The organism is Winogradskyella sp. ABM4_392, from assembly GCF_056160445.1.
This window is the reverse complement of record NZ_JBSWXE010000001.1, coordinates 1,077,818-1,103,517: the sequence shown is the minus strand read 5'-3', so window position 1 is coordinate 1,103,517 and position 25,700 is coordinate 1,077,818. Positions and strand designations below refer to the sequence as shown.

At 34.1% G+C, this 25,700-nt stretch carries 25 protein-coding genes; 5 read left to right on the top strand and 20 right to left on the bottom strand.

Annotated features, from left to right (window positions below):
- Positions 1-50: 50 nt before the first annotated feature.
- The 6 genes from ACXAFS_RS04810 to ACXAFS_RS04785 all read right to left on the bottom strand — a co-directional run bounded on the left by ACXAFS_RS04810 (position 51) and on the right by ACXAFS_RS04785 (position 6,199).
- Positions 51-1,490 (bottom strand): aldehyde dehydrogenase, encoded by a 1,440-nt coding sequence (locus ACXAFS_RS04810; RefSeq protein WP_475305641.1) that lies wholly within the window; start codon positions 1,488-1,490, stop codon positions 51-53.
- Positions 1,487-2,086: a hypothetical protein gene (locus ACXAFS_RS04805; RefSeq protein ID WP_475305640.1), complete on the bottom strand. Its 600-nt coding sequence runs from the start codon at positions 2,084-2,086 to the stop codon at positions 1,487-1,489. The genes ACXAFS_RS04810 and ACXAFS_RS04805 overlap by 4 nt, the downstream gene beginning before the upstream one ends.
- A gap of 35 nt (positions 2,087-2,121) precedes the next feature.
- Positions 2,122-2,556 (bottom strand): RidA family protein, encoded by a 435-nt coding sequence (locus ACXAFS_RS04800; protein WP_475305639.1) that lies wholly within the window; start codon positions 2,554-2,556, stop codon positions 2,122-2,124.
- Between the two features lie 38 nt (positions 2,557-2,594).
- Entirely contained in the window at positions 2,595-4,013 is a 1,419-nt protein-coding gene (locus ACXAFS_RS04795; RefSeq protein WP_475305637.1) for an FAD-dependent oxidoreductase, read from the bottom strand.
- Positions 4,014-4,083: 70 nt separating this feature from the next.
- Complete coding sequence (gene kynU, locus ACXAFS_RS04790) at positions 4,084-5,352, bottom strand: kynureninase (protein WP_475305636.1); 1,269 nt, start codon at positions 5,350-5,352, stop codon at positions 4,084-4,086.
- Positions 5,353-5,548: 196 nt separating this feature from the next.
- Entirely contained in the window at positions 5,549-6,199 is a 651-nt protein-coding gene (locus tag ACXAFS_RS04785; protein WP_475305635.1) for a hypothetical protein, read from the bottom strand.
- A gap of 113 nt (positions 6,200-6,312) precedes the next feature.
- Here ACXAFS_RS04785 and ACXAFS_RS04780 point away from each other — a divergent pair, with 113 nt between their 5' ends.
- Complete coding sequence (locus tag ACXAFS_RS04780; RefSeq protein WP_475305634.1) at positions 6,313-7,116, top strand: methyltransferase domain-containing protein; 804 nt, start codon at positions 6,313-6,315, stop codon at positions 7,114-7,116.
- Between the two features lie 61 nt (positions 7,117-7,177).
- Here the strand turns inward: ACXAFS_RS04780 and ACXAFS_RS04775 are convergent, their stop codons facing one another.
- The 4 genes from ACXAFS_RS04775 to ACXAFS_RS04760 all read right to left on the bottom strand — a co-directional run bounded on the left by ACXAFS_RS04775 (position 7,178) and on the right by ACXAFS_RS04760 (position 10,357).
- A complete protein-coding gene (locus ACXAFS_RS04775; RefSeq protein WP_475305632.1) occupies positions 7,178-7,654 on the bottom strand; it encodes a hypothetical protein in 477 nt (158 codons plus the stop codon).
- Positions 7,655-7,683: 29 nt separating this feature from the next.
- Positions 7,684-8,346, bottom strand: a complete 663-nt coding sequence (gene msrA, locus ACXAFS_RS04770; protein WP_475305631.1) for a peptide-methionine (S)-S-oxide reductase MsrA — start codon at positions 8,344-8,346, stop codon at positions 7,684-7,686.
- 128 nt (positions 8,347-8,474) lie between these two features.
- Positions 8,475-9,260: a zinc ribbon domain-containing protein gene (locus ACXAFS_RS04765; protein ID WP_475305630.1), complete on the bottom strand. Its 786-nt coding sequence runs from the start codon at positions 9,258-9,260 to the stop codon at positions 8,475-8,477.
- 2 nt (positions 9,261-9,262) lie between these two features.
- Positions 9,263-10,357 carry a Nif3-like dinuclear metal center hexameric protein gene (locus ACXAFS_RS04760; protein ID WP_475305629.1) on the bottom strand — a complete coding sequence of 365 codons (1,095 nt, stop codon included), beginning with the start codon at positions 10,355-10,357 and terminating at the stop codon, positions 9,263-9,265.
- A 40-nt stretch (positions 10,358-10,397) separates the two neighbouring features.
- Here ACXAFS_RS04760 and lpxK point away from each other — a divergent pair, with 40 nt between their 5' ends.
- Entirely contained in the window at positions 10,398-11,396 is a 999-nt protein-coding gene (lpxK, locus tag ACXAFS_RS04755) for a tetraacyldisaccharide 4'-kinase (RefSeq protein WP_475305628.1), read from the top strand.
- Here lpxK and ACXAFS_RS04750 read toward each other — a convergent pair.
- The 9 genes from ACXAFS_RS04750 to ACXAFS_RS04710 form a co-directional block, all read right to left on the bottom strand.
- On the bottom strand, positions 11,393-13,630 hold the full coding sequence (locus tag ACXAFS_RS04750) for a tetratricopeptide repeat-containing hybrid sensor histidine kinase/response regulator (RefSeq protein WP_475305626.1): 2,238 nt from the start codon (positions 13,628-13,630) through the stop codon (positions 11,393-11,395). The genes lpxK and ACXAFS_RS04750 overlap by 4 nt on opposite strands.
- Before the next feature lie 29 nt (positions 13,631-13,659).
- Complete coding sequence (gene gap / locus ACXAFS_RS04745; RefSeq protein WP_475305625.1) at positions 13,660-14,676, bottom strand: type I glyceraldehyde-3-phosphate dehydrogenase; 1,017 nt, start codon at positions 14,674-14,676, stop codon at positions 13,660-13,662.
- Positions 14,676-15,548, bottom strand: coding sequence for a lipoyl synthase (gene lipA / locus ACXAFS_RS04740; protein WP_475305624.1), 873 nt, complete (start codon positions 15,546-15,548; stop codon positions 14,676-14,678). Before lipA ends, gap begins: the two co-directional genes overlap by 1 nt.
- A 155-nt stretch (positions 15,549-15,703) precedes the next feature.
- Positions 15,704-17,014, bottom strand: a complete 1,311-nt coding sequence (gene nqrF / locus ACXAFS_RS04735; protein WP_475305915.1) for an NADH:ubiquinone reductase (Na(+)-transporting) subunit F — start codon at positions 17,012-17,014, stop codon at positions 15,704-15,706.
- 12 nt (positions 17,015-17,026) lie between these two features.
- Positions 17,027-17,764, bottom strand: coding sequence for an NADH:ubiquinone reductase (Na(+)-transporting) subunit E (gene nqrE / locus ACXAFS_RS04730; protein WP_475305623.1), 738 nt, complete (start codon positions 17,762-17,764; stop codon positions 17,027-17,029).
- 76 nt (positions 17,765-17,840) lie between these two features.
- Positions 17,841-18,473, bottom strand: coding sequence for an NADH:ubiquinone reductase (Na(+)-transporting) subunit D (locus ACXAFS_RS04725; RefSeq protein ID WP_475305622.1), 633 nt, complete (start codon positions 18,471-18,473; stop codon positions 17,841-17,843).
- 5 nt (positions 18,474-18,478) lie between these two features.
- Positions 18,479-19,267 carry a Na(+)-translocating NADH-quinone reductase subunit C gene (locus tag ACXAFS_RS04720; protein ID WP_475305621.1) on the bottom strand — a complete coding sequence of 263 codons (789 nt, stop codon included), beginning with the start codon at positions 19,265-19,267 and terminating at the stop codon, positions 18,479-18,481.
- A gap of 2 nt (positions 19,268-19,269) precedes the next feature.
- A complete protein-coding gene (locus ACXAFS_RS04715; RefSeq protein WP_475305620.1) occupies positions 19,270-20,496 on the bottom strand; it encodes an NADH:ubiquinone reductase (Na(+)-transporting) subunit B in 1,227 nt (408 codons plus the stop codon).
- Positions 20,496-21,845 (bottom strand): Na(+)-translocating NADH-quinone reductase subunit A, encoded by a 1,350-nt coding sequence (locus ACXAFS_RS04710; RefSeq protein WP_475305619.1) that lies wholly within the window; start codon positions 21,843-21,845, stop codon positions 20,496-20,498. The genes ACXAFS_RS04715 and ACXAFS_RS04710 overlap by 1 nt, the downstream gene beginning before the upstream one ends.
- Before the next feature lie 162 nt (positions 21,846-22,007).
- Between ACXAFS_RS04710 and ACXAFS_RS04705 the strand changes: the two genes are divergently transcribed.
- Positions 22,008-23,261, top strand: coding sequence for a type IX secretion system plug protein (locus tag ACXAFS_RS04705; protein ID WP_475305618.1), 1,254 nt, complete (start codon positions 22,008-22,010; stop codon positions 23,259-23,261).
- On the opposite strand, the gene ACXAFS_RS04700 is transcribed toward ACXAFS_RS04705, so the two are convergent.
- Positions 23,254-23,793 (bottom strand): cysteine dioxygenase, encoded by a 540-nt coding sequence (locus tag ACXAFS_RS04700; RefSeq protein ID WP_475305617.1) that lies wholly within the window; start codon positions 23,791-23,793, stop codon positions 23,254-23,256. The genes ACXAFS_RS04705 and ACXAFS_RS04700 overlap by 8 nt on opposite strands.
- Before the next feature lie 75 nt (positions 23,794-23,868).
- Here ACXAFS_RS04700 and ACXAFS_RS04695 point away from each other — a divergent pair, with 75 nt between their 5' ends.
- Both ACXAFS_RS04695 and apaG read left to right on the top strand, forming a co-directional pair.
- A complete protein-coding gene (locus ACXAFS_RS04695; RefSeq protein ID WP_475305615.1) occupies positions 23,869-25,245 on the top strand; it encodes a pyridoxal phosphate-dependent decarboxylase family protein in 1,377 nt (458 codons plus the stop codon).
- Between the two features lie 64 nt (positions 25,246-25,309).
- Complete coding sequence (gene apaG, locus ACXAFS_RS04690; RefSeq protein ID WP_076617735.1) at positions 25,310-25,696, top strand: Co2+/Mg2+ efflux protein ApaG; 387 nt, start codon at positions 25,310-25,312, stop codon at positions 25,694-25,696.
- Positions 25,697-25,700: the final 4 nt, after the last annotated feature.

Here is a 25,700-nt window from a genome sequence, read left to right as displayed (position 1 = left end):
CTTTTTAGTTTATATTGTTAAATGAGATTCCTGCGAAAGCAGGAATCTCATTAATACTTTATACATACATTCTTAGCCTCAGTAAAAAAGCGTAAAGCTTCAAAACCACCTTCGCGACCAACTCCGCTTGCTTTAACGCCGCCAAAAGGTGTACGTAAATCGCGCATCATCCAAGTGTTTACCCAAACAATACCTGCTTGTAATTGGTTGCTCATTCGCATTGTGCGTTTTAGATTGTTAGTCCAAAGCGTTGCTGATAATCCGTATTTTACTTTGTTAGCCATTTCTAACACGTCCTCTTCAGTTTTAAAAGGCATAATGGTGACTACTGGTCCAAAAATTTCTTCTTGATTCACGCGACAATCATCTGTTTTAACTTCGATAACTGTTGGTTGTAAATAGTAACCGTTTTCGTAGCCTTCAACAGTAACTTCGTCTCCGCCACTTAAAACAGTTGCGCCTTCTTCTTTAGCAATTTTGATGTAGCTTTTGACCTTTTCAAGATGCGGTTTTGAAACCAAAGCACCAATATTAGTATCTGTTTCAGAAGGATGACCAACCTTTAAATCTTTTACTTTTTTTACAAAGTCAGCTTTAAATTTGTCATAAATAGTTTCCTCTACAAAAATTCGGCTTCCGCATAAACAAATCTGACCTTGATTAGCAAACGACGAACGTACCGTTGTGTTTAACATATCGTCATAATCGCAATCGGCAAAGATGATGTTTGGGTTTTTTCCGCCTAATTCTAGAGACAACTTTTTAAACATTGGTGCTGCAACTTTGGCAATATGTGCGCCTGTTGCTGTTCCTCCAGTAAAGCTAATGGCTTTGATATTTGGATGTTCTACAATAGCTTGACCAGTCGTAGTACCTAAACCATGAACAATATTTAAAACGCCTTTAGGTAAACCTGCTTCATTACAAATTTCACCCAACAAATACGCTGTCATAGGTGTGACTTCGCTTGGTTTGGCAACAACGCAATTACCTGCAGCGATTGCTGGTGCGATTTTCCAAGTGAAAAGATACAACGGTAAATTCCACGGACTAATGCAGCCTACAACACCAATAGGTTGTCGTAGTGTATAATTTACAGCGTTTTGACCAACGCTTTCGTGGCTTTCACTTGCAAATTGGGTAATGGCATTCCCAAAAAACCTGAAATTACTCGCTGCTCTTGGTATATCTACCATTTTGGCAAGACTTACAGGTTTTCCGTTATCCTTACTTTCGGCTTCAGTAAAACGGTCTAAATTGGCTTCTAATAATTCTGAAATTTTAATTAGAATTCTGCTACGTTCTTCTAAAGTAGTTTGACTCCAACTAGGAAAAGCAGATTTAGCAGCTTTAAAAGCTTGTTCTACATCGTCTTTTGATGAATTAGGTATTTGTCCATAGACTTCACCATTTGAAGGATTGTAATTGTCGATCCACTGATTAGAAATGGGAAGCGAGAAATCTCCGTTTATGTAGTTTTTAATTTTCAAGGTTGAGGGTGTAAGGAATCTATTTGTTTTAGGTTATAATCAAACATTTCTGTAAGCTCTTTTTCGTACCAATAAAGATCACTCATTGTCATGCCAACTGAAGCCATGATTTTATTGAATTGGGTAAAATCTGAAAAATCTGAATTAAAGAAAATCTGCGTGGATTGACTTGTAAACTCATTATAGCTATCTTGGTAGGTGTATAAGGCATTTAAAGACTTTAGTAATTCTGGATTGAATTCCTTACCAATGCCAGACTGTATGCTAGTCTGAAAAGCTGCATTTTGCAATCTAGGGGTTTGCATTCCTCTCCAAAAACTTAAAATTGAGTCGATATCTTCTTCTTTTTGGGGAGTTTCAATTATTCTTATTGTGTCTCTTACCATAATATGGTAATCTTTAACTCTATCTATACTTGCTTTGTTAATCAATATTTCATCCTTTAACATATTGATGGATGTTGTAACTGTCTTCGACGTTTTCTTTTCTTCATTTTTATTTTGAAGATAAAGTGCCAACAAGATACCAATCACAATTAGTGCTATTTCGCCAATAGCGTAGAGTACATAACTGAGAAAACTCTTTTTCTTAAACATGTCCTTCCTTATTTTCCGGAATAAGTTAATCATTTTTAAGATTTCTTATAAGCCATCACCTTAATCTCAACCAACAAATCAGGATGTGGAAGTTGGTGTACAGCAACTGTTGTTCTGGTTGGTCCAGTTTCTTTTTCAAAAAACTCGGCGTATGCTTTGTTGTAACCTGCAAAATCGTTCATGTTTACTAAAAAGGTAGTTACATCAACCACGTCTTTCAAGCTGGCACCAACGGTTTGTAAATTCTTATCGATGTTTTTTAAAACTTCTCTGGTTTGAACTTCAATATCTAATTTTTTGGTATTCATTTCGTCAATGAGTTCTACACCAGCAATAGTATTGTCTGCGCGTCTTGAACTCGTTCCTGATACGAAAATGAAATCGCCGACCACTTTTACATGTGGATATGCGCCTCTTGGTGTTACTTTAGTTCCTGCGGAAGCAGGAACCTCATTTTTATTTTCACTCATGTTTTTTTAATTTATGAGATTCCTGCTTTCACAGGAATTTAGTGATGCATCGTTTTTGCAACGTTGTCATCATCTATAATATCGTTAGTTTTTTCTTGTACTTTATGTAAAGCCTTTTCTAATTGCTCATTAGTCATATCTGCTGATATCGATATCTCGTTATCTGCAATCATGTTTAAAATGGCTTTGTCTTGCGCACGACCTTTGGTCATAGCTTCATGATAGCCAATATTTTCATTGAATGTGACCATCGAATATTTTGAAAAATAGTGCTCTGGGAAATGTTTTTCTAATTGCATTTCTAGCTGGCGCTTTGTTTTGAACATTGGATTAGCAACATGATCTCGCATTTCGTAATAGTTCTCTTCTGCTAATTCGCCAATAGCATCTGCATCTGCTTTTCTAACCGACTGGTAGGTTTTAAAAATGGTTTCCCAATCTCCTTCATGTTTGTCAATTATGCTATCTAGAACTGCAACATCTTCAAAAGACGCATTCATCCCTTGACCATAAAACGGAACTACTGCGTGTGCCGCATCACCTAAAATTAAGGTGTTGCCTTTATGATACCAAGGTGAACATTTTATAGTGCCTAAAGCACCTGTTGGATTGTTTGCAAATTCTTCAGCAATATTTGGTATTAGTTCCAATGCATCAGGAAATTGCGCTTGGAAAAAGGCTTTTATGTTGTCTTCTGTATCTAAATCTTTGAAATTATACTTGCCTTCTTCGTGACCTAAAAACAACGTCACCGTAAAACTTCCGTCTAAATTAGGTAAAGCGATAAGCATATATTCGCCTCTTGGCCAAATGTGTAAATAGTCTTTACTGATTTGATGGCTTCCGTCTTTGGCTGCAGGAATTTCTAATTCTTTATATCCATGCGTTAGGAAGTTTTGAGAAAAACTAAACAAGAATTTACGTTGTAAAAAGTAGCTTTTTCTTAATTCTGAACCTGCGCCATCAGTACCAAAAATAACGTCTGCAGTGACGTTAAAAGCTTCATTTGTATTACGATTTTTAAAATGAACGGTATTGGTATCTAAATCTACCGTTTCACATTCGGTATTAAAATGAATGGTTAGATTGTCGTATGTATCGGCTTCGGTTAATAACATGCCGTTTAAATCACCTCTTGAAATTGAGTTGATGTATTCGTTATCACGACCAGAATAGTTGGATGCAAAGGTATTACCTTCGGTATCATGCATTAGTCTACCTTTCATTGGGATACAAATCTCACGCGCTTTATCTTCAACATTAGCTAAACGCAAGGCTTTGAATCCGCGATCTGATAAGGCAAGGTTAATAGAACGACCTGCAGAAATGTCTGTTGTACGTAAATCTGGTCTGCTTTCGTAAACATTGACATTATAGCCTCTTTGTGCTAAACGTAGTGCTAAAAGTGAACCACATAAACCTGCGCCAATGATTAATATGTTTTCTTTTTGTTTCATTATGTTAGTGGTCTGGTCGAGCGCAGTCGAGACCTTTTTTTGACCTCTCGACTGCGCTCGAGGTGACTGTTTAATTTAAAATTTCTTTCAACTTTTCTACCATTTTATACACATCTTCAAACGAGTTGTAAAGTGGAACAGGTGCACAGCGTATAACATCAGGTTCGCGCCAATCACTTATAACACCTGATTCAGTAAGTTTTTGGTGCAGCGACTTATCTGCATTTAAAACTTGAATTGAAAGCTGACAACCTCTTTCTTCAGGATTTGATGGTGTAATAATTCTTATAACATCCTCACCTAATTGCTTCAACAAAAACTCAAAATAACCTGTCAATTTCTTAGATTTTTCTGTAAGTTTATCTATACCTACTTCGTTAAACATATCTAAAGACGCTTTTATTGCTGCCATTGATAAAATTGGCGGATTACTCAATTGCCATCCTTCAGCACCAGGCAATACATCAAACTCATGACGCATATTAAAACGTGTTTTTTTATTATGGCTCCACCAGCCTGTAAAGCGGTTTAAGCTTTTATCATAAGCATGTCGTTCATGTACAAAACAACCTGATAAACTTCCTGGTCCAGAATTCAAATATTTGTAGGTACACCATACCGCAAAGTCAGCACCTGAATTATGCAAATCTAATTTTACATTTCCAGCACCATGCGCACAATCGAAACCAACCATGCAACCATAACTATGACCTAATTTGGTAATTCGTTTTAAATCGAAAAATTGCCCTGTGTAATAGTTAACACCACCAATCATTATCAGTGCTATTTCATCTCCATGAGTTTCAAGAATTTGTTCTAAATCCTCATAGTTAAGCAACTCTTCACCTGCTCTTGGCTTCCATAACAATAATCCTTCCTTATCATCGAAACCATGATGACGCAATTGTGACTCTACTGCGTATTTATCAGATGGAAATGCATCACTTTCTATTAAAATTTTATAACGCTCTTTTGTTGGCTTGTAAAAAGACGCCATCATAAAATGAAGGTTTGCAGTTAATGAGTTCATTGTAACTACTTCAATAGGTTTTGCACCTACTAATTTTGCTGAAGCTTCAGTTAAAAACTCATGATAAGGCATCCATGGATTTTTTGCATGCGTATGGCCTTCAACTCCTAGATTTGCCCAATCATTAAGTTCTTGATTTATATAATCTTTTGTAGATTTTGGTTGTAAGCCAAGTGAGTTACCACACAGATATATGAGTTCATTTCCGTCGTTGTCTTTTGGAATATGAAATTGCTTTCTGTATTGAGATAATTCGTCTGTTTCGTCTTGTTGCCTAGCGTAATCAAGACCAAGTTTGTAGTCGGACAATGTATGCTTTATTTTTCAGTTTGTAACAAAAATAAGGATTTAAAAAGCATAAAAAAAGCGCCTTGAAACAAAGCGCTCCTGAATATATATAGACGCCAGATGGCGGAAAATGTAAGCTATACGTTTTAAGTCTAAATAACCCACGTGAAACTTACATTATAGATTACAAAAGTAATGCCAAAAATTTAAATTTCATTTATTCTAGCAATATGCTAACATCTGCGAAATTTAAGTTCCAATTGCCATTATCTTTTTTATGATCTATTGCTATTTTAATACCATTAAAATCTTTATAGTTTTCAAATGTATTAGTTAATGTTGGTTCTGGTGAATTTCCTTGTCTATACGTCCATTCTCTAATTAAATAATCCTCATCATAATATATATCGTAAGCATCACCAGGCGTGTAACCGCCTTCATTAGGATAGGTGATGCAAATCATATCCAATTGTTCTTTATTAATTGGTGATTCTACTTTTTTAGGCTCAGAAATGGTTGCAGACCTATCCCAAACTAACTGAAATGGCACTAAAAGCCAATACTTATCATTTATAAAGGCTTTATCTGCATTGGCTGGCACACTATCTAAGTTACGTCTTGAGTATTTAACCTCTTGCGTTCCAGCTTTCATATAAACACTATCGTTTTTTGGAAACCAAACCCAAGAACGACCACTACCTTTTATAGTGTCTCTATCTACTTTAAAGGTAAATGTTACTTTCTCAACATTCTTCCAATTCTTATAACCGTGAGCATTAGCAATTTTTTCAGCAATACTAAATTCTATTACTTCTTCTTCAGTAGCGGTTTCTTTTTTTTCGGATTTACATGAAAAAACTAATAACAAACAAAACAGACTTAGACAAAAAGATTTCATATTAAAAAGTTATTTTAATTTTAGATACAAATTTAAAGCCCATCCCAACCTTCACAAAGGGAAGGAACAAAAAGTTATTAAAAATGGAAGACACCAATAAATACTTTGACACTAATAGAGACACATGGAATAAGAAAGTAGAGATACATGCGCAAAGCGAAATGTATAATATGGATGTATTTAAAGCTGGAAAAACCTCTTTAATGCCTTATGAACTGGAAGCCTTAGGTGATGTCAAAGACAAATCATTATTGCACTTGCAATGCCATTTTGGTCAAGACACCCTAAGCTGGCAACGTATGGGAGCGAAATGTGTTGGTGTAGATTTAAGTGATGAAGGTATAAAACTTGCCAAGCAGCTTAATAACGAATTGCAGCTTGATGCTAAGTTTGTTTGTTGTAATGTTTTGGATACTTCAAAACACATTAATAAAACGTTTGATATTGTGTACACGAGTTACGGTGTTATTGGGTGGTTGCCAGATTTAAAACCTTGGGCTAAGATGATTGCTGAACGTTTAAAAACTGACGGTACATTTTATATGGTAGAGTTTCATCCTATTCTTTGGATGTTTGATTATGTGGATGGTAAACCAAAAATGAAATACCATTACAGCCAAGATGAAGTAATTTATGAAGAATATGAAGGTACGTATGCTAACCAATCTTCTAAAATGGTGAGTAAGGAATATGGCTGGAATCACGGATTGAGTGAAGTCGTAAATGCACTTATTGAGGCTGGTTTACAGATAGAATATCTTAATGAGCATGATGAGAGCCCTTATGATGTTTTTCCTGATTTAATAAAAACGGAATCTAGAATGTATAAGATAAAAAATCAATTGTTTCCTATGATTTTTGAGATTAAGGCTACTAAAAATAATTAGTTCTACTTCTCCAATATAAAAGATTGATTTATTAGAGTTTTGAAAGTTTTATACTTGACTTTTACTCAGTATTCATAATCTTTTCAAGTTTTTCATACAGTTTTAAAACTTCCTTTTTTGAAAGCCCTTTTTGTCTATGGTTAATTCTAATAGTTTTCGAATTAATTTTTATTTCAAATTTCGGTTCTTCAATATATTCACCTGAAAGTGCTGATAATTGGGTGTTTGAAATATCACAATCATAAACAATTGGTCTTTTGAAGTATTGTTTTTCGACTATTTTAAATCTTGAATTATCAACATCTATTGAAATAGAAATAAGATGTTTTTGTATTAAAAATCTATAGGTCCAAAAAATAAGCAATCCTAAAGCTAATATTAAAAAGAACTTAAAGTCCATCCAATGAATGCCCCAAATTTTCGGAATTGAAAAGATTGCATATATCAAAACTAAAGCTAAAATATTTGAAAAAAGATTCCAGAGTAAATCACGCCAATCATTAAAATCTGCTTTATTTTCAAATATTACTTTATTCATGTATTTATTACAAATAACAAGTAACTAAATTAATGCTTTTCGTCGTCTTTTAACAGCTCTGAAAATTTAGCTTTAAAACGATTTAACCTAGGAATAGAAACTGCTTTTACGTATCTATGGTTTGGATTACGCTTTACAAAGTCTTGGTGATAATCAGACACTTTATAAAACTTTTGAAAAGGATAAACTTCGGCAGCAATTTTAGCATCGAGTTGTTTTGCCAGTGCCGCTTTTTTATCTTCTATAATTTTCTTTTGTTCATCATTTTGATAGAAGATAATTGATCGATATTGTGGTCCATGGTCATTTTCTTGCCCATTAACTTGGGTAGGATTTTGTGAACCAAAATATATATCTACCAAGGTTGAAAAACTCACCACTTCTGGATCATAAATCACCTCAACAGCTTCTGCATGTCCTGTTGTACCAGAATGGCTTTTCTCATAAGTAATGTCATCTGTATGTCCTCCGGAAAAACCACTAATAACTTCATCTACACCTTTTACACTTTCGTAAATCGCTTCTACGCACCAAAAACAACCACTTGCAAAGTAGGCCTTTGCTTTCCCATCTTCCATTGGAACCTCTACAGGTTCTGCGTTGATGATTTCTTGTTGTTTAGAATTAGATTGCGCCTGATTGTGGCAACTAAAGCATAGACTTATGCTTAAAACGATGAGTAACTTTTTCATGACTTTCTTTTTTCTTTTTCTATAGACGTATAAAAATACAATTCCTTAAAAAGAAATCTTTTAAAGTTTTATTAAATAAAAAAAGCCCTCACAATTTGTGAGGACTTTTTATTATTGTTTAATGGTAATTACTTTGCTAGTTTAGCAAATAACTTATCCATTTTTTCTTTTTCTTCTTCTGCCAAAGCAGCATCTACCAAAATACGACCACTGTGCTCATCAGTGATTACCTTTTTTCGAGAAGCAATTTCTACTTGTACTTGTGGCGGAATAGTAAAGAAAGAACCACCAGATGCACCACGCTCTATTGGCACAACAGCTAAACCATTCTTTACATTATTTCTAATTCTTAGATAGGCTTTTACTAAACGCTCATCTATTTTCTTTTGAAACTCTTCAGATTTTCCTAAAAGTGCTTCTTCTTCTTTCTCAGTTTCCTTTAAAATTTCATTTAATTCACCTTTTTTGTGCTTAAGGTGCTCTTTACGATCTTTTAAACGGTCTTTAGTTTCAGAAATAACTTCTTTTTTCTGCTCTATTTGAGCCTTAAATTCTTTGATATGCTTTTCAGCCAATTGAATTTCTAATTCTTGAAATTCAATCTCTTTTGTTAATGAATTGTATTCTCTGTTATTTCTAACATTATTTTGTTGCTCGCTATATTTTTTGATTAAAGCTTTAGCTTCTTCGATTAAATTTTTCTTTCCTTTAATCTCATCATCAATAACAGCAAGGCTATCATTTAATTTCTCTAGTCTGGTATTTAACCCTTCAACCTCATCTTCTAAATCTCTTACTTCTAAAGGAAGTTCACCTCTAACATTTCTTATTTCGTCTACTCTAGAGTCAATTAACTGTAAATCATAAAGCGCTCTTAAACGCTCTTCTACAGTAGCTTCAGCTTTTTTCGCCATAATTATAAATACTTTACCGGATTTGTATTTGTCTTTGATAAAACGACTGCAAAATTAGTAATTTTTTTCGAGAGATAGTCTACTAAAAATGATTTTGTGAACTGTTCGCTCTCATAATGACCAATATCTGCTAATAAAATACTGTTTTCTGCACTAAAAAAGTCATGATACTTAAGATCTGCTGTTACTAATAAGTCTGCACCAGATGCTTTAGCAGCTCCAATAGCAAAACTTCCAGAACCACCTAAAACAGCAATCTTTTTTATTGGCTTTTTGAGAAGTTTTGAATGTCTAACACATTCAGTGTTCATTTTTTGCTTTACGTATTTTAAGCAGTCTAACTCTTCCATCTCTTGTGCCAACTCACCTATCATTCCCATACCAATATATTGATTAGTATTATCTAAAGTTGTGATTTCGTAAGCCACTTCTTCATAAGGATGCGCATTAAAAAGGGCTTTTAAAACTTTAGATTCTAGATGCTTTGCAAACACAACTGAAATTAATGTTTCATTTTCGGTATGCAACTCACCTTGTTTTCCTAGAGTTGGATTCGACTCTTCATTTCCTCTATAAGTTCCTTTGCCTTCAAGATTAAAACTACAAGAATCATAATTACCTATGTTACCAGCACCAGCATCAAATAATGCTGTTCTTAATGCTTCAGCATTTTCGTTTGGCACATAGGTTTGTAACTTTTTGAGTGTGCCAGACTGTGGCATTAAAATCTTTTTATTTTGTAATTGCAACTGATTACAGATTATAGAATTAACACCTTGAAATGCATTATCTAAAGCTGTATGTATTGAAAAAATTGCAATATTATGCTGAATTGCTTTTATAACAACACGCTCTACATAGGTTTTTCCCGTTAACTTTTTTAAGCCTTTAAAAATGATAGGATGAAAACTTACAATAAGATTACAGTTGTTTTCTATGGCTTCATCTACAACAGCTTCAAGCGTATCTAAGGTTACCAAAACACCTGTAACTGTTTGAGTTTTATCACCTACCAAAAGGCCTACATTATCAAAATCTTCGGCATAGTTTAAAGGTGCCAACTCGTGTAAATGATTTATTACGTCTTGTACTAGCATAAGCGTATATTTGTTTCAAAAATAATATAATTTAGTGCTTGTGAAATTTCTACGCATCATATTGTTTCCTGTTGTGCCAATTTACTACTTAGTAACCTGGTTAAGAAATTGGTTATACGATAAAGGTATTAAGTCTTCAAAATCGTATGACATTCCAATTATTTGTGTTGGAAATCTTAGTACTGGTGGCACAGGAAAAACACCAATGATAGAATATTTGATTCGATTACTAAAAGATGAAAAATCTATCGCAACACTTAGCAGAGGCTACAAACGTATAACTGAAGGTTATGAGTTAGCAGACCAAAGCGCTACTGCAGATACCATTGGTGATGAACCTTTTCAATTCTTCAGAAAATTTAAGGATATAAAGGTTGCTGTTGATGGTAATCGCCAAAATGGTATTGCGCAATTGCTAGAGTTAGAGGATAAACCTGAAGTTATTTTACTAGACGACGCCTACCAACATAGAAAAGTTAAAGCTGGCTTTAATATTTTGCTCACTGCATATTACAATCTCTATAGCAATGATATTGTTTTGCCTACTGGTAACTTACGAGAACCTAGATCTGGTGCCAAAAGAGCTGATATTATTGTTGTAACAAAATGTCCTGAAGCTATTTCTGAGAGTGAAAAAAACAAAATATCTAATGGGTTAAAGATTAAACCACATCAACAATTAGTATTTAGTTCTATAAGCTATGCTGAAAAAGTTGTTTCTACACATTCTGAAATGGCATTACAATCTTTACCTAAATTTACACTTGTAACTGGTATTGCTAATGCAAAACCTTTGGTTGACTTTTTAAAATCTAAGAAGTTAAATTTTGATCATTTGGAATTTCCTGATCATTATAGCTTCCGAATAAATGATATTGAAGAGTTGGCAAAAAAGGAACTGATTATTACAACGGAAAAAGATTTTGTACGATTAGCGGATAATGAAAGTTTAGAATCTAAATTATTCTATCTTCCGATTGAAATAACTTTGGATAAAAAAGATGTTTTTGATAGTGCAATTAAATCTTTTGTAGGTTAAAAGAAACTAGATACTACTTCTTTACCTGAAAGCACATCGTATAACTTACCTTCAAAATCTTCTTGCTTGAATGGCTTAGAGATGATATCATTAAATCCGGCTTCACCAAACTCGTGCATCTTATCTTCTAACGTTACAGCTGTAAGTGCAAAAATCACCAAGTCTTTATTAAAAGTTCTAATAATCTTAGTAGCTTCTAAACCACTAATACCTGGCATATGAATATCCATTAAAACAACATTATAATCTGTTGATTTAACTTGTTCTACGGCAGCTTCACCATTATCTACCACATCACAATAAAGCCCCATTTTGTTGAGAATCTTTTTGGTAATCATCTGGTTGATTTTATTGTCCTCGACAATTAAAATCTTCACTTCGCTTAGATCCAAATCTTCCATCTTATTTGATTGTTTAGTTTCTTCTACCGTTGGTGTATTAACTGTCTCAGCCTTCTCTAGAGGAATCTCAAAGAAGAATGTTGTGCCTTTTCCAAGTTCACTCTTCAAATAAATTTTTCCTTTAAGAATTTTGATAAGTCCTTTTACAATAGATAAACCAAGACCTGTACCGCCATACTTACGGTTAATCTGCACGGAGCCTTGGGAGAAGCTCTCAAACATCTGGTCTTGTTTTTCTTTTGTAATACCAATACCATTATCTTCAATTTCAAAACGTAAGGTGTACTTATTGTCCTTTTGATCAATTTTGTACGCCCTTACCCAGATGTCTCCATCTTTTGTGAATTTAATGGCATTTCCAAGTAGGTTAATTAAGATTTGGGAAATCTTTAGCTGGTCACCATTGTAAGTTTCTGGCAAACCATCTTCATAGTTGAAATGTAATTTAGTGCCATTATCCTTAGCTGAATTATCTAAGGCAGACATTACATTTTCTATTTTATTTTTAAGGTTGAAAATCTCAGGGTCTAACTCAACTTTATTTGCTTCAATTTTATTTATTTGAAGAATATCATTAATAAACGTCAATAGGTAATCTCCTGAAAATTTTAATGATTTTAAATGTGGTATTTGATGCTCTTTCGGATTTTCATCCAACAACATATTGGTCAACCCTGTAACAGCATAAAGAGGTGTTCTCAACTCATGTGTTACGGTAGATAAAAAGTTAGCTTTTGTTTTTGAGGCTAGCTCAGCTTTTTCTTTAGCAACAATAAGTTCATCATTTTTTTTGTGAAGCATATTGTTAGTCTTCAACCTAATATTATTGTTTTTATACAAGGACAAGGTTAAAAGTGAAAGAATTGTAATTAAAGCAATACTTAAGATTGTTGTTATTCTTGTAAAATTGCTCTCTGCGCTTACTTCATCTATTTGTTGCAAAAGCTGCTCATTTTGAGCATCCTTATACTTATTGATGAATTGACTGGAAATTCCTGGAGCCAAATTTTCGCGTTTAACATCTAATATAGAATCCGAAAGACGTATATGCTGGGTAATATTTTCTAATGAACTTTTATAGTCACCTCTTTTTTTATGTATATCACTTAAAGTTAAATAAGCTTCATTTGTATTTTCTACGACATTATAAGCTTTTGCAATTGAGAGTCCTTCCTCTACCTGAGATAAAGCTAAATCAGTATTATCTAGTGCACTTGACACTTTTCCAGATTGAATTAAAGCACTACTTAAAACTCGTCTTTGTTCATATTTCTTAGAAATAATAATCGTTTTATCGAGCTGTGTTTTAGCTTCTTCGTATCTACCTAATGCTATGAAGGCTTTTGCCTCATTCAACGTTACTTCTGATATATATTCCTCTAAATCTTCTTGCTCAAATAAGTTTCGAGCTGATTTGTAATAATCTAAGGCAAGTTCATACTTCTCGTTAGTACTATGGACTACTCCTTGAATATTATAACTAACCGCAAGATTTCCATCGTCGTTATTTTCGCGTTGCAATTGTATTGCTTTTCCTAACGCTACATTAGCTTTGTCGGTTTCACCTACTAGGTAACGCACTTTAGCTATTTTGGTAAGAGTTGTTCCTTGACTTATTTTATCGTCAATGGTTTTCGCTATCTCTAAAGCTTTATCAAGATTATTTAAAGCATTGTAATAATCACCTCTATCGCTTTCTAATTTTGCTTGATTAATACGTTCTTGTAAGCGTATAGATAGCATATCTGGATCTTCCACAACAGCTTGTTGCGCGAAAATCAGACTAGAAAAACATGCTAAAAAAACAAATATGTGATATTTGATTCGGGACATTTCAGCTCTATTTAATAGAACAAATATAATTATTTATTCGACAAAAGTGCTTTTTTATCCGATAAATTGCAAATTAAATCTAAAATTCTTGAACTGTACCCTGTTTCATTATCGTACCAGCCCACTATTTTCACCATGTTTCCAATAACTGAAGTCATCTGAGAATCGAAGATGCAAGAATGTGAATTGCCTACAATATCTATAGAAACTATTGGATCTTCTGTATATTCTAAAATATTCTTCAAAGGCCCTTTTGAAGCTTTCTTAAATATAGAATTTACTTCTTCTATAGTAGTATCGCTTTCTACGTTTATAGTTATATCGGTTAATGATCCGTTGGCAACAGGAACTCTTATACCGCAACCACCAATAACATTAGACAAATCAGGAAAAATTTTAGTTAGTGCCTTTGCAGCACCTGTAGTTGTTGGCACAATAGATTGGCCTGCTGCTCTTGCACGTCTTAAGTCTCTATGTGGTTGATCATGTAGACTTTGATCGGTAGTATATGAGTGAACAGTTGTAATGTAAGCTTGTTTAATACCAAAATGCTCCCTTATTAAAGCTATCATTGGTGCAGCATTATTAGTAGTACAAGACGCATTGGATATTATTAGCTCTGAACCATCAATACTATCATCATTAACACCAAGTACGATAGTTTTGATATCGTCATCTACTGGTGGCACAGATAGTATAACCTGCTTTGCTCCATTAGTAATATGATATTGAAGTTCTGATTGAGTTTTGAATTTACCAGTAGATTCAATAACTATATCTGGCTGAACTGTTTTCCAATTGATTAATTTTGGATGCTTTTCATTGAATAAGGGAATTGAAACCCCTTCTACAATGATATTATTGGTATCAAAAGAAACATCATTATGAAGCACACCATGTATACTATCATACTTAAGAAGGTGACTCAACGTTTTGGCATCTGCTAAATCATTTATAGCAATAATTTCAATTTTAGGATTATTTAGCGCTAATCTATACACTCGTCGGCCTATTCTACCGAATCCATTTATAGCAACCCTAATCATTAATTGATATGTTTCTGAGCCTTGTAGGAAGATCTTACTAACGCACTACTTTCAACATGTCTAAACCCAAGTTCTAAACCTACTGCTTTATACTCATCAAATTCATCTGGATTTATAAAACGTTGTACAGGCAGATGCTTTTTAGTTGGCTGAAGATACTGACCAATAGTAACAACATCAACATCGTTTTCTCTGAGGTCGTGAAGTGTTTCAATAACTTCTTCTCTTGTTTCTCCTAAGCCCAGCATTATTCCAGACTTAGTTCTACGTTGTCCTTGTTGTTTTAGATATTTTAAAACACCCATACTACGATCATATTTTGCCTGTATACGTACTTCTCTTGTTAGACGACGTACTGTTTCAATATTATGAGACACAACTTCTGGAGCTACTTCGACAATTCTATCGATATGTCTCTCTATACCTTGAAAATCTGGAATTAATGTTTCTAGAGTAGTTTCAGGATTCATTCGCCTAACAGCTTTTACTGTTTCCGCCCACATAATGCTTCCCATATCTTTAAGATCGTCTCTGTCAACACTTGTTAAAACAGCATGCTTTATTTGCATCAGTTTTATAGAACGCGCTACCTTTTCTGGCTCATCCCAATCAACAGTTTCTGGTCTTCCTGTCTTAACACCACAAAAACCGCAAGAACGTGTACAGACATTACCTAATATCATGAAAGTCGCCGTACCCTCTCCCCAACATTCTCCCATGTTTGGACAACTCCCAGATGTACAAATAGTATTTAATTTGTACTTATCTACTAAACTTCTTAGTTCTGTATATTTTTTACCTGTTGGTAATTTAACTCTTAACCATTTTGGTTTGCGTTCTGGTAATATATTTGAAGCTACTTTTGTTTCCATTCATTTTCTTCTTCTAGATAGCAAAGATACGAAGTAAATTATTAAAGAAGTGTTACAATAATCTTAGTATTCTACGTATTTGAGAAACAATAGAATTAAAAAATCCTACTCAAAATAATAATGAATAGGATTTTATCTATTTAATATTTTAGTGTTTATCCACCAAAGTCATCGAATCTGATATGTTCATCTGGAATACCAAAATCTTCACCCATTTTCTGAACAGCTTGGTTCATTAATGGTGGACCACAGAAGTACAATTCTATGTCTTCTGGTGCATCATGATGGTTAAGGTAATTATCTATTACACAATTATGAATAAATCCAACAAAACCATCACCTTCTTCGTCATTGATATCTTTTTTAACTTTCCAGTTATCTTCTTCTAACGGTTCAGAAAGCGCTAAATAGAATTTAAAGTTAGGGAAGTCTTTCTCTAATGCTCTAAAATGTTCTAAATAAAACAACTCTCTCTTAGAACGACCGCCATACCAATACGTTACTTTACGACCAGTTTTTAAGGTTTTAAATAAGTGGTATAGGTGAGATCGCATTGGAGCCATACCTGCACCACCACCAACGTAAAGCATTTCGCTCTCTGATTCGTTGATAAAGAATTCACCATAAGGACCAGAAATCACTACTTTATCTCCAGGTTTCTGAGCAAAAATGTATGATGATGCTACACCAGGATTTACATTCATCCATTGGTTCTTAGCACGATCCCATGGTGGAGTTGCAATACGTACGTTGAGCATAATCTCTCTTCCTTCTGCTGGGTAAGAAGCCATAGAATATGCACGCTCTACAGTTTCTGTATTTTTCATTACTAACGGCCAAAGACCAAATTTATCCCACTCAGCCTGAAACTTATCTGGAGTTTCGTGTTCTTCTGGGTGAGCTGTAATATCTATGTCTGAATATTTAACTTCACATGGTGGTATTTCAATCTGAATATAACCACCAGCCTTGTAGTTCATATCTTCAGGAATCTCAACAACAAATTCCTTAATAAAGGATGCAACGTTATAGTTACGAACAACTGTTGCTTCCCATTTTTTAATCCCAAATACTTCTTCAGGAATAGTAATTTCCATGTCTTGCTTTACTTTAACCTGACATGCTAAACGAGCTCCATGCTGTAATTCTTTTCTAGAAAAATGTGGTGTTTCTGTTGGTAACGCTTCACCACCACCTTCTAAAACGTGGCACTCGCACTGAATACAAGTTCCACCACCACCACAAGCAGATGGTAAGAAAATTTTATTATTACCTAATGTAGACAGTAAAGTTCCTCCTGAAGCTACTTCTATTTCTTTTTCACCATTTATTTTAATCTTTACAGGACCAGATGGTGATAATTTTTGTTTTACAAATAATAACAACGCTACTAATAATAATGTAACCAATAAAAAGGCTCCAACAGTTGCTACTACAGTTCCGATTGTACTTGCGGCTAATATCATCATGCTCATCAATTACTTGTTTATATTTTCTGCCAATTCTAAGTCAGACTCAGTTTTAGCATCTTGTTGTTTAACATCTTCTTCGATTACCTCGATTACAGCAGATTTGTCCTCAGTTTTACCTTCGTCATCACCTCCTGTCAACATTCCACCAAAGCTCATAAATCCAATTGCCATTAGACCAGTAATAATAAATGTAATACCTAAACCTCTTAACGCTGGTGGCACATTACTGTATCTAATCTTTTCACGTATAGCTGCAATGGCTAAGATTGCTAAGAACCAACCAATACCAGAACCTATTCCGTAATTAAGTGCTAAGCCTAATGTTGCTATTTCACGAGACTGCATAAATAAAGATCCTCCTAAAATTGCACAGTTTACAGCAATTAATGGTAAAAATATACCTAATGAGTTATATAAGGAAGGTGAAAATTTCTCTACTATAATCTCTACCAACTGCACCATAGTTGCAATGGTAGCGATAAACATAATGAACGATAAGAAACTTAAATCATAGCTTGCATACTCATCACCTAACCAAGACAAGGCGCCTGGTTGTAAAATATACTGATCTAATAACCAGTTTAAAGGTACTGTAATCGCTAATACGAATATTACAGCAGCACCAAGACCAACAGCTGTTGATACTTTTTTAGATACTGCTAGGTATGAACACATTCCTAAGAAAGTGGCAAATACCATATTATCTATAAAAATTGATTTGAAAAATAATTCTATATGTTCCATATTCTTTTTAGTATCGAGTTTTGAGTATTAGTATTGAGACATCTAAATTCTCGTTACTAGAATCTCATTACTACATTTAATCTTCTATTAATGCTTTGTTTCTTGTACGTTGTACCCAAATAATAATTCCAACTACAATTAGTGCCATTGGTGACAATAACATAAATCCGTTATTCTCATACCCTAAAGCATATAATCCAGTTTTTTCAATTGGGTCTCCTAATACAGGGAAACCTAATAAGGTACCTGACCCTAGTAGTTCTCTAAAGAACCCAACTATTATTAAGATGATTCCGTAACCCAATGCGTTTCCTATACCATCTAAAAAAGATCTCCATGGCCCATTACCTAAAGCAAATGCCTCAAAACGTCCCATAATAATACAGTTGGTAATAATTAATCCTACAAAGACCGAGAGTGTTTTACTTAACTCATAAGCAAAGGCTTTTAAAACCAAGTCTACTATAATTACAAGTGTAGCAACAACGATTAGCTGTACAATAATTCTAATTTTTGAAGGAATTATATTTCGCATTAAAGAGATAACTACGTTACCAACACCTAATACGAATAATACTGAGATAGACATCACAATTGATGCTTCTAACTCTGCAGTAATTGCAAGTGCAGAACAAATACCTAATACCTGAATAGTAATTGGGTTATTATCTGCTAATGGGTCTAATATTAATCTACTGTCTTTTCCCATGTTTATTACTTTTTTAAAGATTTAAAGTAAGGCACGTATAATTTAAGATCACTCTTAATCATTGCTGTTACACCATCACCAGTAATTGTTGCACCTGCAATGGCATCTACCTCATTGTCTGTTTTATCTTCGTTTTTTGGATCTGCATTTCCTTTTGCTACAGTTATTCCTTTAAATACTCCAGCTTCTGAAAGCAGGTGCTCACCATAAAAATCGTCCATAAAGAAACGTTGTTTTATGTTAGCACCAAGTCCAGGTGTTTCTCCTTTGTGGTCAAAGTAAGCACCTTGCACAACCATGTTTTCATCCATTGCTACATAACCCCAAATCGCATCCCATAATCCTTTACCGTAAATAGGTGCCACATAAACTTTTTTACCATCTTTATTACCTACAAAAAGTGGTAATTGTCTTGGCTCACCTGCTTTAGCATTAGATTTTTGTTTTTTAATATCGATAAGATAAGGTTCCTTTTGAAACTCATTTACATACTCTTCTCTTGATTGTGTCTTTACTAACTTTCCGTTAGCATCAACAGTTAAGACAAGTTGTTCTGTAATGTTCTTTTTGAATTCTTCTGGCGCAACATCTGTTGAAACAAATACTGCACTAGAACCTTCATTATTATTTACACCCATGGCATAAAGAATATTCTGTTGCTTTTCTAAACGTTCATTTTCTGCAATAGCAGGTCTTAAAGTAGATGCTAAATATGCTAACAATGCACCAACTATTACTACCATTCCGATAGCAAAGAATACTGTGTATGAATTTTTTTCTGTATTAACTGCCATGATTATGCTGTTTTAACTTTAACACGTTTCATTCTTCTCTTAACATTTCCTTGTACCACGTAGTGGTCAATTGTCGGTGCAAATACATTCATTAATAAAATTGCTAAGAACACACCTTCTGGATATGCTGGGTTGAATACACGTATCATTATAGAAATGAAACCGATTAAGAACCCGTAAATCCATTTTCCTTTATTGGTTTGTGCTGCAGTTACAGGATCTGTCGCCATATATACTGCACCAAATAAAATACTACCAATAATTAGATGTTGCCAGAACGGTACGCTCATTAAACCGTAAAATTTACTAGACTCACCTATCCAACCAGCATCTACAACACCGTTGAAAATTAAGCCCATTACTAAAGCACCAATAACTGTACTCAACATAATTCTCCAACTTCCTATCTTAGTGAAGATTAAGAACAAAGCACCTATGATGATTAAAAACTTTGAAGTTTCACCAACCGAGCCTGGTATTAATCCCCAAAACATATCCCAGTAATCAATACCTGCTAAAGAACTATTTTGAGCATATGCACCTAGTAAGGTTTCACCTGAAATTGCATCTAAATTTTGACCTGCTGCAATAGCTTGGTCTCTTTCTACAGCACCATGTACCCAAACTTTATCACCAGACATCCATGTTGGATATGCAAAGAATAAAAAGGCACGTATTGTTAATGCTGGATTAAGGATATTCATACCTGTACCTCCAAACACTTCCTTACCTATTACTACACCAAAAACAACTGCTACAGCTAACATCCATAGTGGAATATCAACAGGAACAATTAATGGCACTAACATACCTGTTACTAAGTAACCTTCTTCTACTTCGTGACCTTTGATGATAGCGAAGATAAATTCAACAGCCAAACCAACACCATAAGATACTATTACTAGTGGTAACACTTTCCATAGACCAATAATAAAGTTATCCCAAGTCCAGAAAGATGCACCTAAAAATCCATCTGCTGATTCTATTAATCCTTGTGCTAGATAGTGTTGGTAACCAGCATTAAACATACCAAATATTAAACATGGCACTAAAGCCATGATTACAGTATTCATAGTACGCTTAAGATCGTCTGCCGCTTTTATATGAGTACCATTGTGCGTGGTTTCATTTGGCATATATAAGAAGGTAAAAAGGGCATTAAATCCAGGAAGCCACTTTTTATCCTTATTCTTTTCTTTAAAATTGTGTAAATTTTGTTTTAAACCCATTATCCTATCTCTTTAAGCATTAAGTCTAATCCTTCTCTTATTATCTTCTGATGTGGTTGTTTAGACACACAAATGAATTCTGTTAGTGCAAAATCCTCTGGAGCAACCTCATACATACCAAGAGCTTCCATTTCATCTAAATCCTTATACATACATGCCTTTAAAATTTGCATTGGATAGATATCTAAAGGAAATACCTCTTCGTAACTTCCTGTTACCACAAATGCGCGATGCTCACCATTTGTATTGGTGTTAAGATCATACTTTTTCTTTGGGTTTAACCAAGAAAATGTCAACGCTCTAGACGTTGAAATCTTATTGAATACTGGCTTATTCCAACCGAAGAATTCATAGTCATCACCTTCAGGTATTACCGTAAGCACATTACTATAATAATCTAAAGCACCGTCTGGAGCGACTTTTTTTCCTGATAATACATTACCTGAAATGATTCTGTCGTTACCATCTTTATCTACGCCATTATCATAAACCATAGTTGCCACTTCAGAACCAATTTTTGTTCTAAAATATCTTGGCTTTTTAACAGAAGAACCTGCAAGAGCGACAATACGCTCTGCATTAAACTTTCCTGTTAATAATAATTCACCGATAATTACTAAATCTTGTGCGTTGACTGTCCAAACAACTTCACCTTTGTTTATTGGGTCTACTTTATTAATTAAAGTACCAACATTACCTGAAGGATGTGGACCAGAAACTTTATGAGTAGTTACATTATTTAAACCTGCTAATGGAGAATTAGAACTTCCTACAGCAACATGAACGCTACCATCAGTAAGTTTAGAAAGTGCAGTAACAGCAGCTTGTAATTCTGCTTCTTTGCCTGCTAAGGTATAATCTAAATCCGCAGCTAAAGGCGCACTGGCATAACCTGAAATGAAAATTCCTTTTGGCTTGCTATTAACATTTGCAACTACATCGTATGGACGTTGCTTTATAAAAGCCCAACATCCTGAAGCTAGTAAATGTGCTTTTAGTTTATCTGCATCAGCTGACATATCAAACTCACCATGGTCTACATAGACTTGTTCTTTGTCTGCAGTAATTTTTATTGCGTCTATACGACGTCTTGGACCACGCTGTACTTCAGTTATTTCGCCAGAAACAGGTGAAACAAACTTCATATCCTCCACATCTTTGTTGTAAAACAAAGTTTCACCTGCTTTTACACGTGTACCTTCTTTAGCAACAAGTTTTGGGATAATACTGTGGAAATCTTCTGGTCTGATATAATAGAAATTGCTAATGATAGCATTTTCGGTAGTTTTCTCGGCTTCGCCAACTAGTTTTATATCTAAACCTTTTTTAATTCTGATGTCTTTTGACATATAGTTAAAGATTAGTTATCTAAAAATCCGTGCAAATTTAAGAATTAAAGGGGAATTTATTTTCAATTTAACATCAACATTTTTATTTATAATCATTATAAATAACTCTTATGCATTGAGGCACAGATTTTGATTATCTTTATGCCATTGCACATTTACCACATGAATACAAAACAACTTTTCTACATTTTATGTTTACTTAGCATCCCAACAGTTCTATTTGCGCAAGCTGAAGAAGTTAGTCCTCCGGATTTTATTAAGACAATATCTTTTAAAAGTAACACCACACAAGGTCAGTTACCGGTTTTAAAATTAGGCGAACCCTTAGTTTTAGAATTTGATGCACTTAATGCCAATGAAGAAGACTTTTATTATGTGATTGAACATTTTAACTTTGATTGGACACCTTCAGTTCTTGCTAAGGCAGAATACATGAGAGGTTTAGACAACCAACGTATTTTAGAATATTATAACTCTTTTAATACTTACCAAGTGTATTCGCACTATAAATTACAAATACCTAATATTCAAACTAGAGCATTATTAAAGAGTGGCAACTACATGATCTCTATATATGATGAATATGATGAATTAATGTTCAGCAGAAAATTCATGATATACGAAGACTTGGTTAATGTTGGCGTAAGAGTAAAACGCTCTAGAGATGTAAAAGTTATTGAAGAAAAACAATCAGTTGATTTAACGATTTCTACTAGCAGCATCAATTTTAACAATCCTCTTGAGACTATTAAAACTGTAATCATTCAAAACAACAACCTCAACACTTCTATTTCAGATTTAAAACCACAATACACACTTGGTAACGAGCTGATATATCGTTACGACACTGAGTCTGCTTTTTGGGGAGGTAATGAGTTTTTATGGTTTGAAAATAAAGACGTAAGAATTTCTAACGTTGGTGTTCAGTTTATTGACTTAAAAGATATTTACCAAAGCTACTTATACCCAAATGCACCCAGAGCAGGAAGACCATACACCTACAACCCAGATTTAAATGGTAATTTTCAGGTAACAGCATTAGACCGAACAGAGGTTGACATTGAAGCAGACTACACTATGGTACATTTTTCATTAGTCCAAGATGAATTAATCGGAAAGGACATTCATGTCTACGGTAATTTTAATGCATTTGCCATTGAGCCACTAACCAGAATGGAATATAATTCTGAAAAAGGTGCGTACGAAACAAGCTTTAGGTTAAAACAAGGATTTTATAATTATAAATATGTTGTTGTAGATAGCGAAACAGGTGAACTTGACGAAGGTGCCATTAGTGGCGATTATTGGCAAACAGAAAACAACTACAAGACTTTGGTGTATTACAGAGATTTAGGAGCGAGATATGACAGGCTTATTGGTTATGGAGAAGCTACTTCTGTTGATATCTCTAATTAATAACTTGAGAAGGTAAGACACTCTTAAACGTATCGTATCTTAACTTTTTATCAACCAACTTTCCTAAAGCATCATCAAAAGTAAGACTTTGCGCTATTGGCTTCGCGTACACATGAAGACTTAACGCTCTATTTTTAGAACTATTTCTTAATCTATGAAATCCATCATGTCCTTCAGATTTAGTGATTTCATTTGGTCGTAGAATCTGAGATGATTTATATTCTAATTGACCAGAATCATCCAACTCGTAAAAATCCTCCTCTAACTCGCCTTTTAATAAATAAACCCAACAATCCTCTCCGTCATGATTATGAATAGCCGTTTTTTGTCCTTTATCCCAACAAATTAAAATCAGCTCAAAATTTTCATCCTTATAAAAACAGTTTCTTGTATAACTACGGGTTTTCCAATTTTCTATTTCAGAAAAGTCTATATCCTGAAAATTGAAATTTAATAGAATGTCTGTGTAATCTTCTTTAGAAGAATGCGACAATACATCGATAAGTACATGAATATGTTCCTGAGTATTCAATATTTAGAGAAATAATTCTTTAATACCGAAAAATAGGAATAAATTTAGCCTAAGCAAAATTTTGAAATCAATCTAATGCAAAAAGACCTCAATATTTTTATAGAACTCGCTGAACAGTTATTGGCTGAAGAATATAAACAACCTGTAGCTAAACAAATTCCTACGTCTAATTTATATGATGCATTAGACTTATCATTAGATGATGAAGGTATAGTTGATAAGGCTTTGATTGACAACCTAAAAAGCATTATAAAAAGCACACCAAAAACAGCTTCAAAATCCTTTTTTAATCAACTCTTTGGAGGAAGAATCGGCAAAGCAACTTTAGGTGATTTATTAGCCGTAATGCTCAACAACAGCATGTATACTTACAAGGTAGCAGGACCGCAAGTTGGCATAGAAAAACAAGTTCTGAAAAACATCTCTAAACTAGCAGGATATCCAGAAAACAGCGATGGCACTTTTGCACCAGGTGGCTCCATGAGTAATATGATGGCACTCATTATGGCTAGAGATGCTAAGAATGAATCCATTAGAGCTAAAGGTCTTACCTCAAAAATGATTGTATATACCTCTGCTGAATCCCATTATTCCATAGCAAAAAATGCAGCCTTAACTGGAATTGGACGCGAGCAGGTACGTCTTGTTAATACCAACCACAAAGGCGAGATGCTCGCCAGTCATTTAGAAACTTTGATTAAGGAGGACCTAAAAAACAACCACATACCATTCTTTGTAAATGCTACTGCAGGTACAACTGTGTTGGGCGCTTTTGATGATATTTCAACATTAAGCCCTATATGCAAAAAATACAACCTTTGGCTTCATGTTGATGGCGCATATTGTGGTAGTGTTATCTTCAGCAAAAAGTACAAGCATTTAGTAAATGGTCTTGAACATTCCGATTCGTTTAGTGTTAACGCACATAAAATGCTTGGCACACCTTTAAGTTGCTCTATTATTGTTACAAAACATCCTGAACAGCTGCACCATTCATTTTCTAACGAAGCCGATTATTTATATCAAACCGATGGAGATGACTTTAACCTAGGCAAAACTTCTATGCAATGTGGCCGACGTAATGATGCCCTTAAAATATGGACACTATGGAAATCCGTTGGCACCACAGGATTAGAGAAAATTGTTGACAAGCAATTTGAAATGGCTGAAGTCGCGAGAGATTACATCAAACAAAATAATGATTATAAACTTTACAGCTTTGATGATTCTATTTCAGTTTGCTTTAACTATAAAGATATAGATCCAAAAGAATTATGTACTGCGCTATACGAAGATGCTCAACTCATGGTAGGTTTTGGTTCTTATAAAAACGAACAATTTGTACGCATGGTAACCATAAATAGTATTTTGGAAAAAGCAGACATTTTAGCCTTTTTTAGAACTTTGGAGGCCTATGTAGACGAAAAAATGTTAAAAATACCTACGACTTAACTTAAAATTTACGACTTGATTAAAATTTTATCTTATTTTAGCAAGTACAACGCTCAAAAAATCTATGGTACAACAAGTTACAAGCGGCATTAAAATTTCAGTCGAAACCAATTTTGAAGGCACTTTTTATAAAAATTATAAAGTGCATTTTGCTTTTGGTTATAAGGTAACTATTGAAAACCAAAGTAAAGATTCTGTTCAGTTACATTCTCGCCATTGGAAAATCCTTGACGCTCTAAATAACGAAGAGATTATTGAAGGTGAAGGTGTTATTGGAAAAAAACCTGTACTTAAACCAGGTGAGAAACACACTTATAATTCTGGTTGCTTGCTAACCTCTCCTTTTGGCGCTATGCAAGGCCATTATAATATGGTAAACTTTACAAAAGCCAGTAAGTTTAAAGTATATATCCCTTCTTTTAAATTGAGTGCTCCTTTTGCACTTAATTAATAGT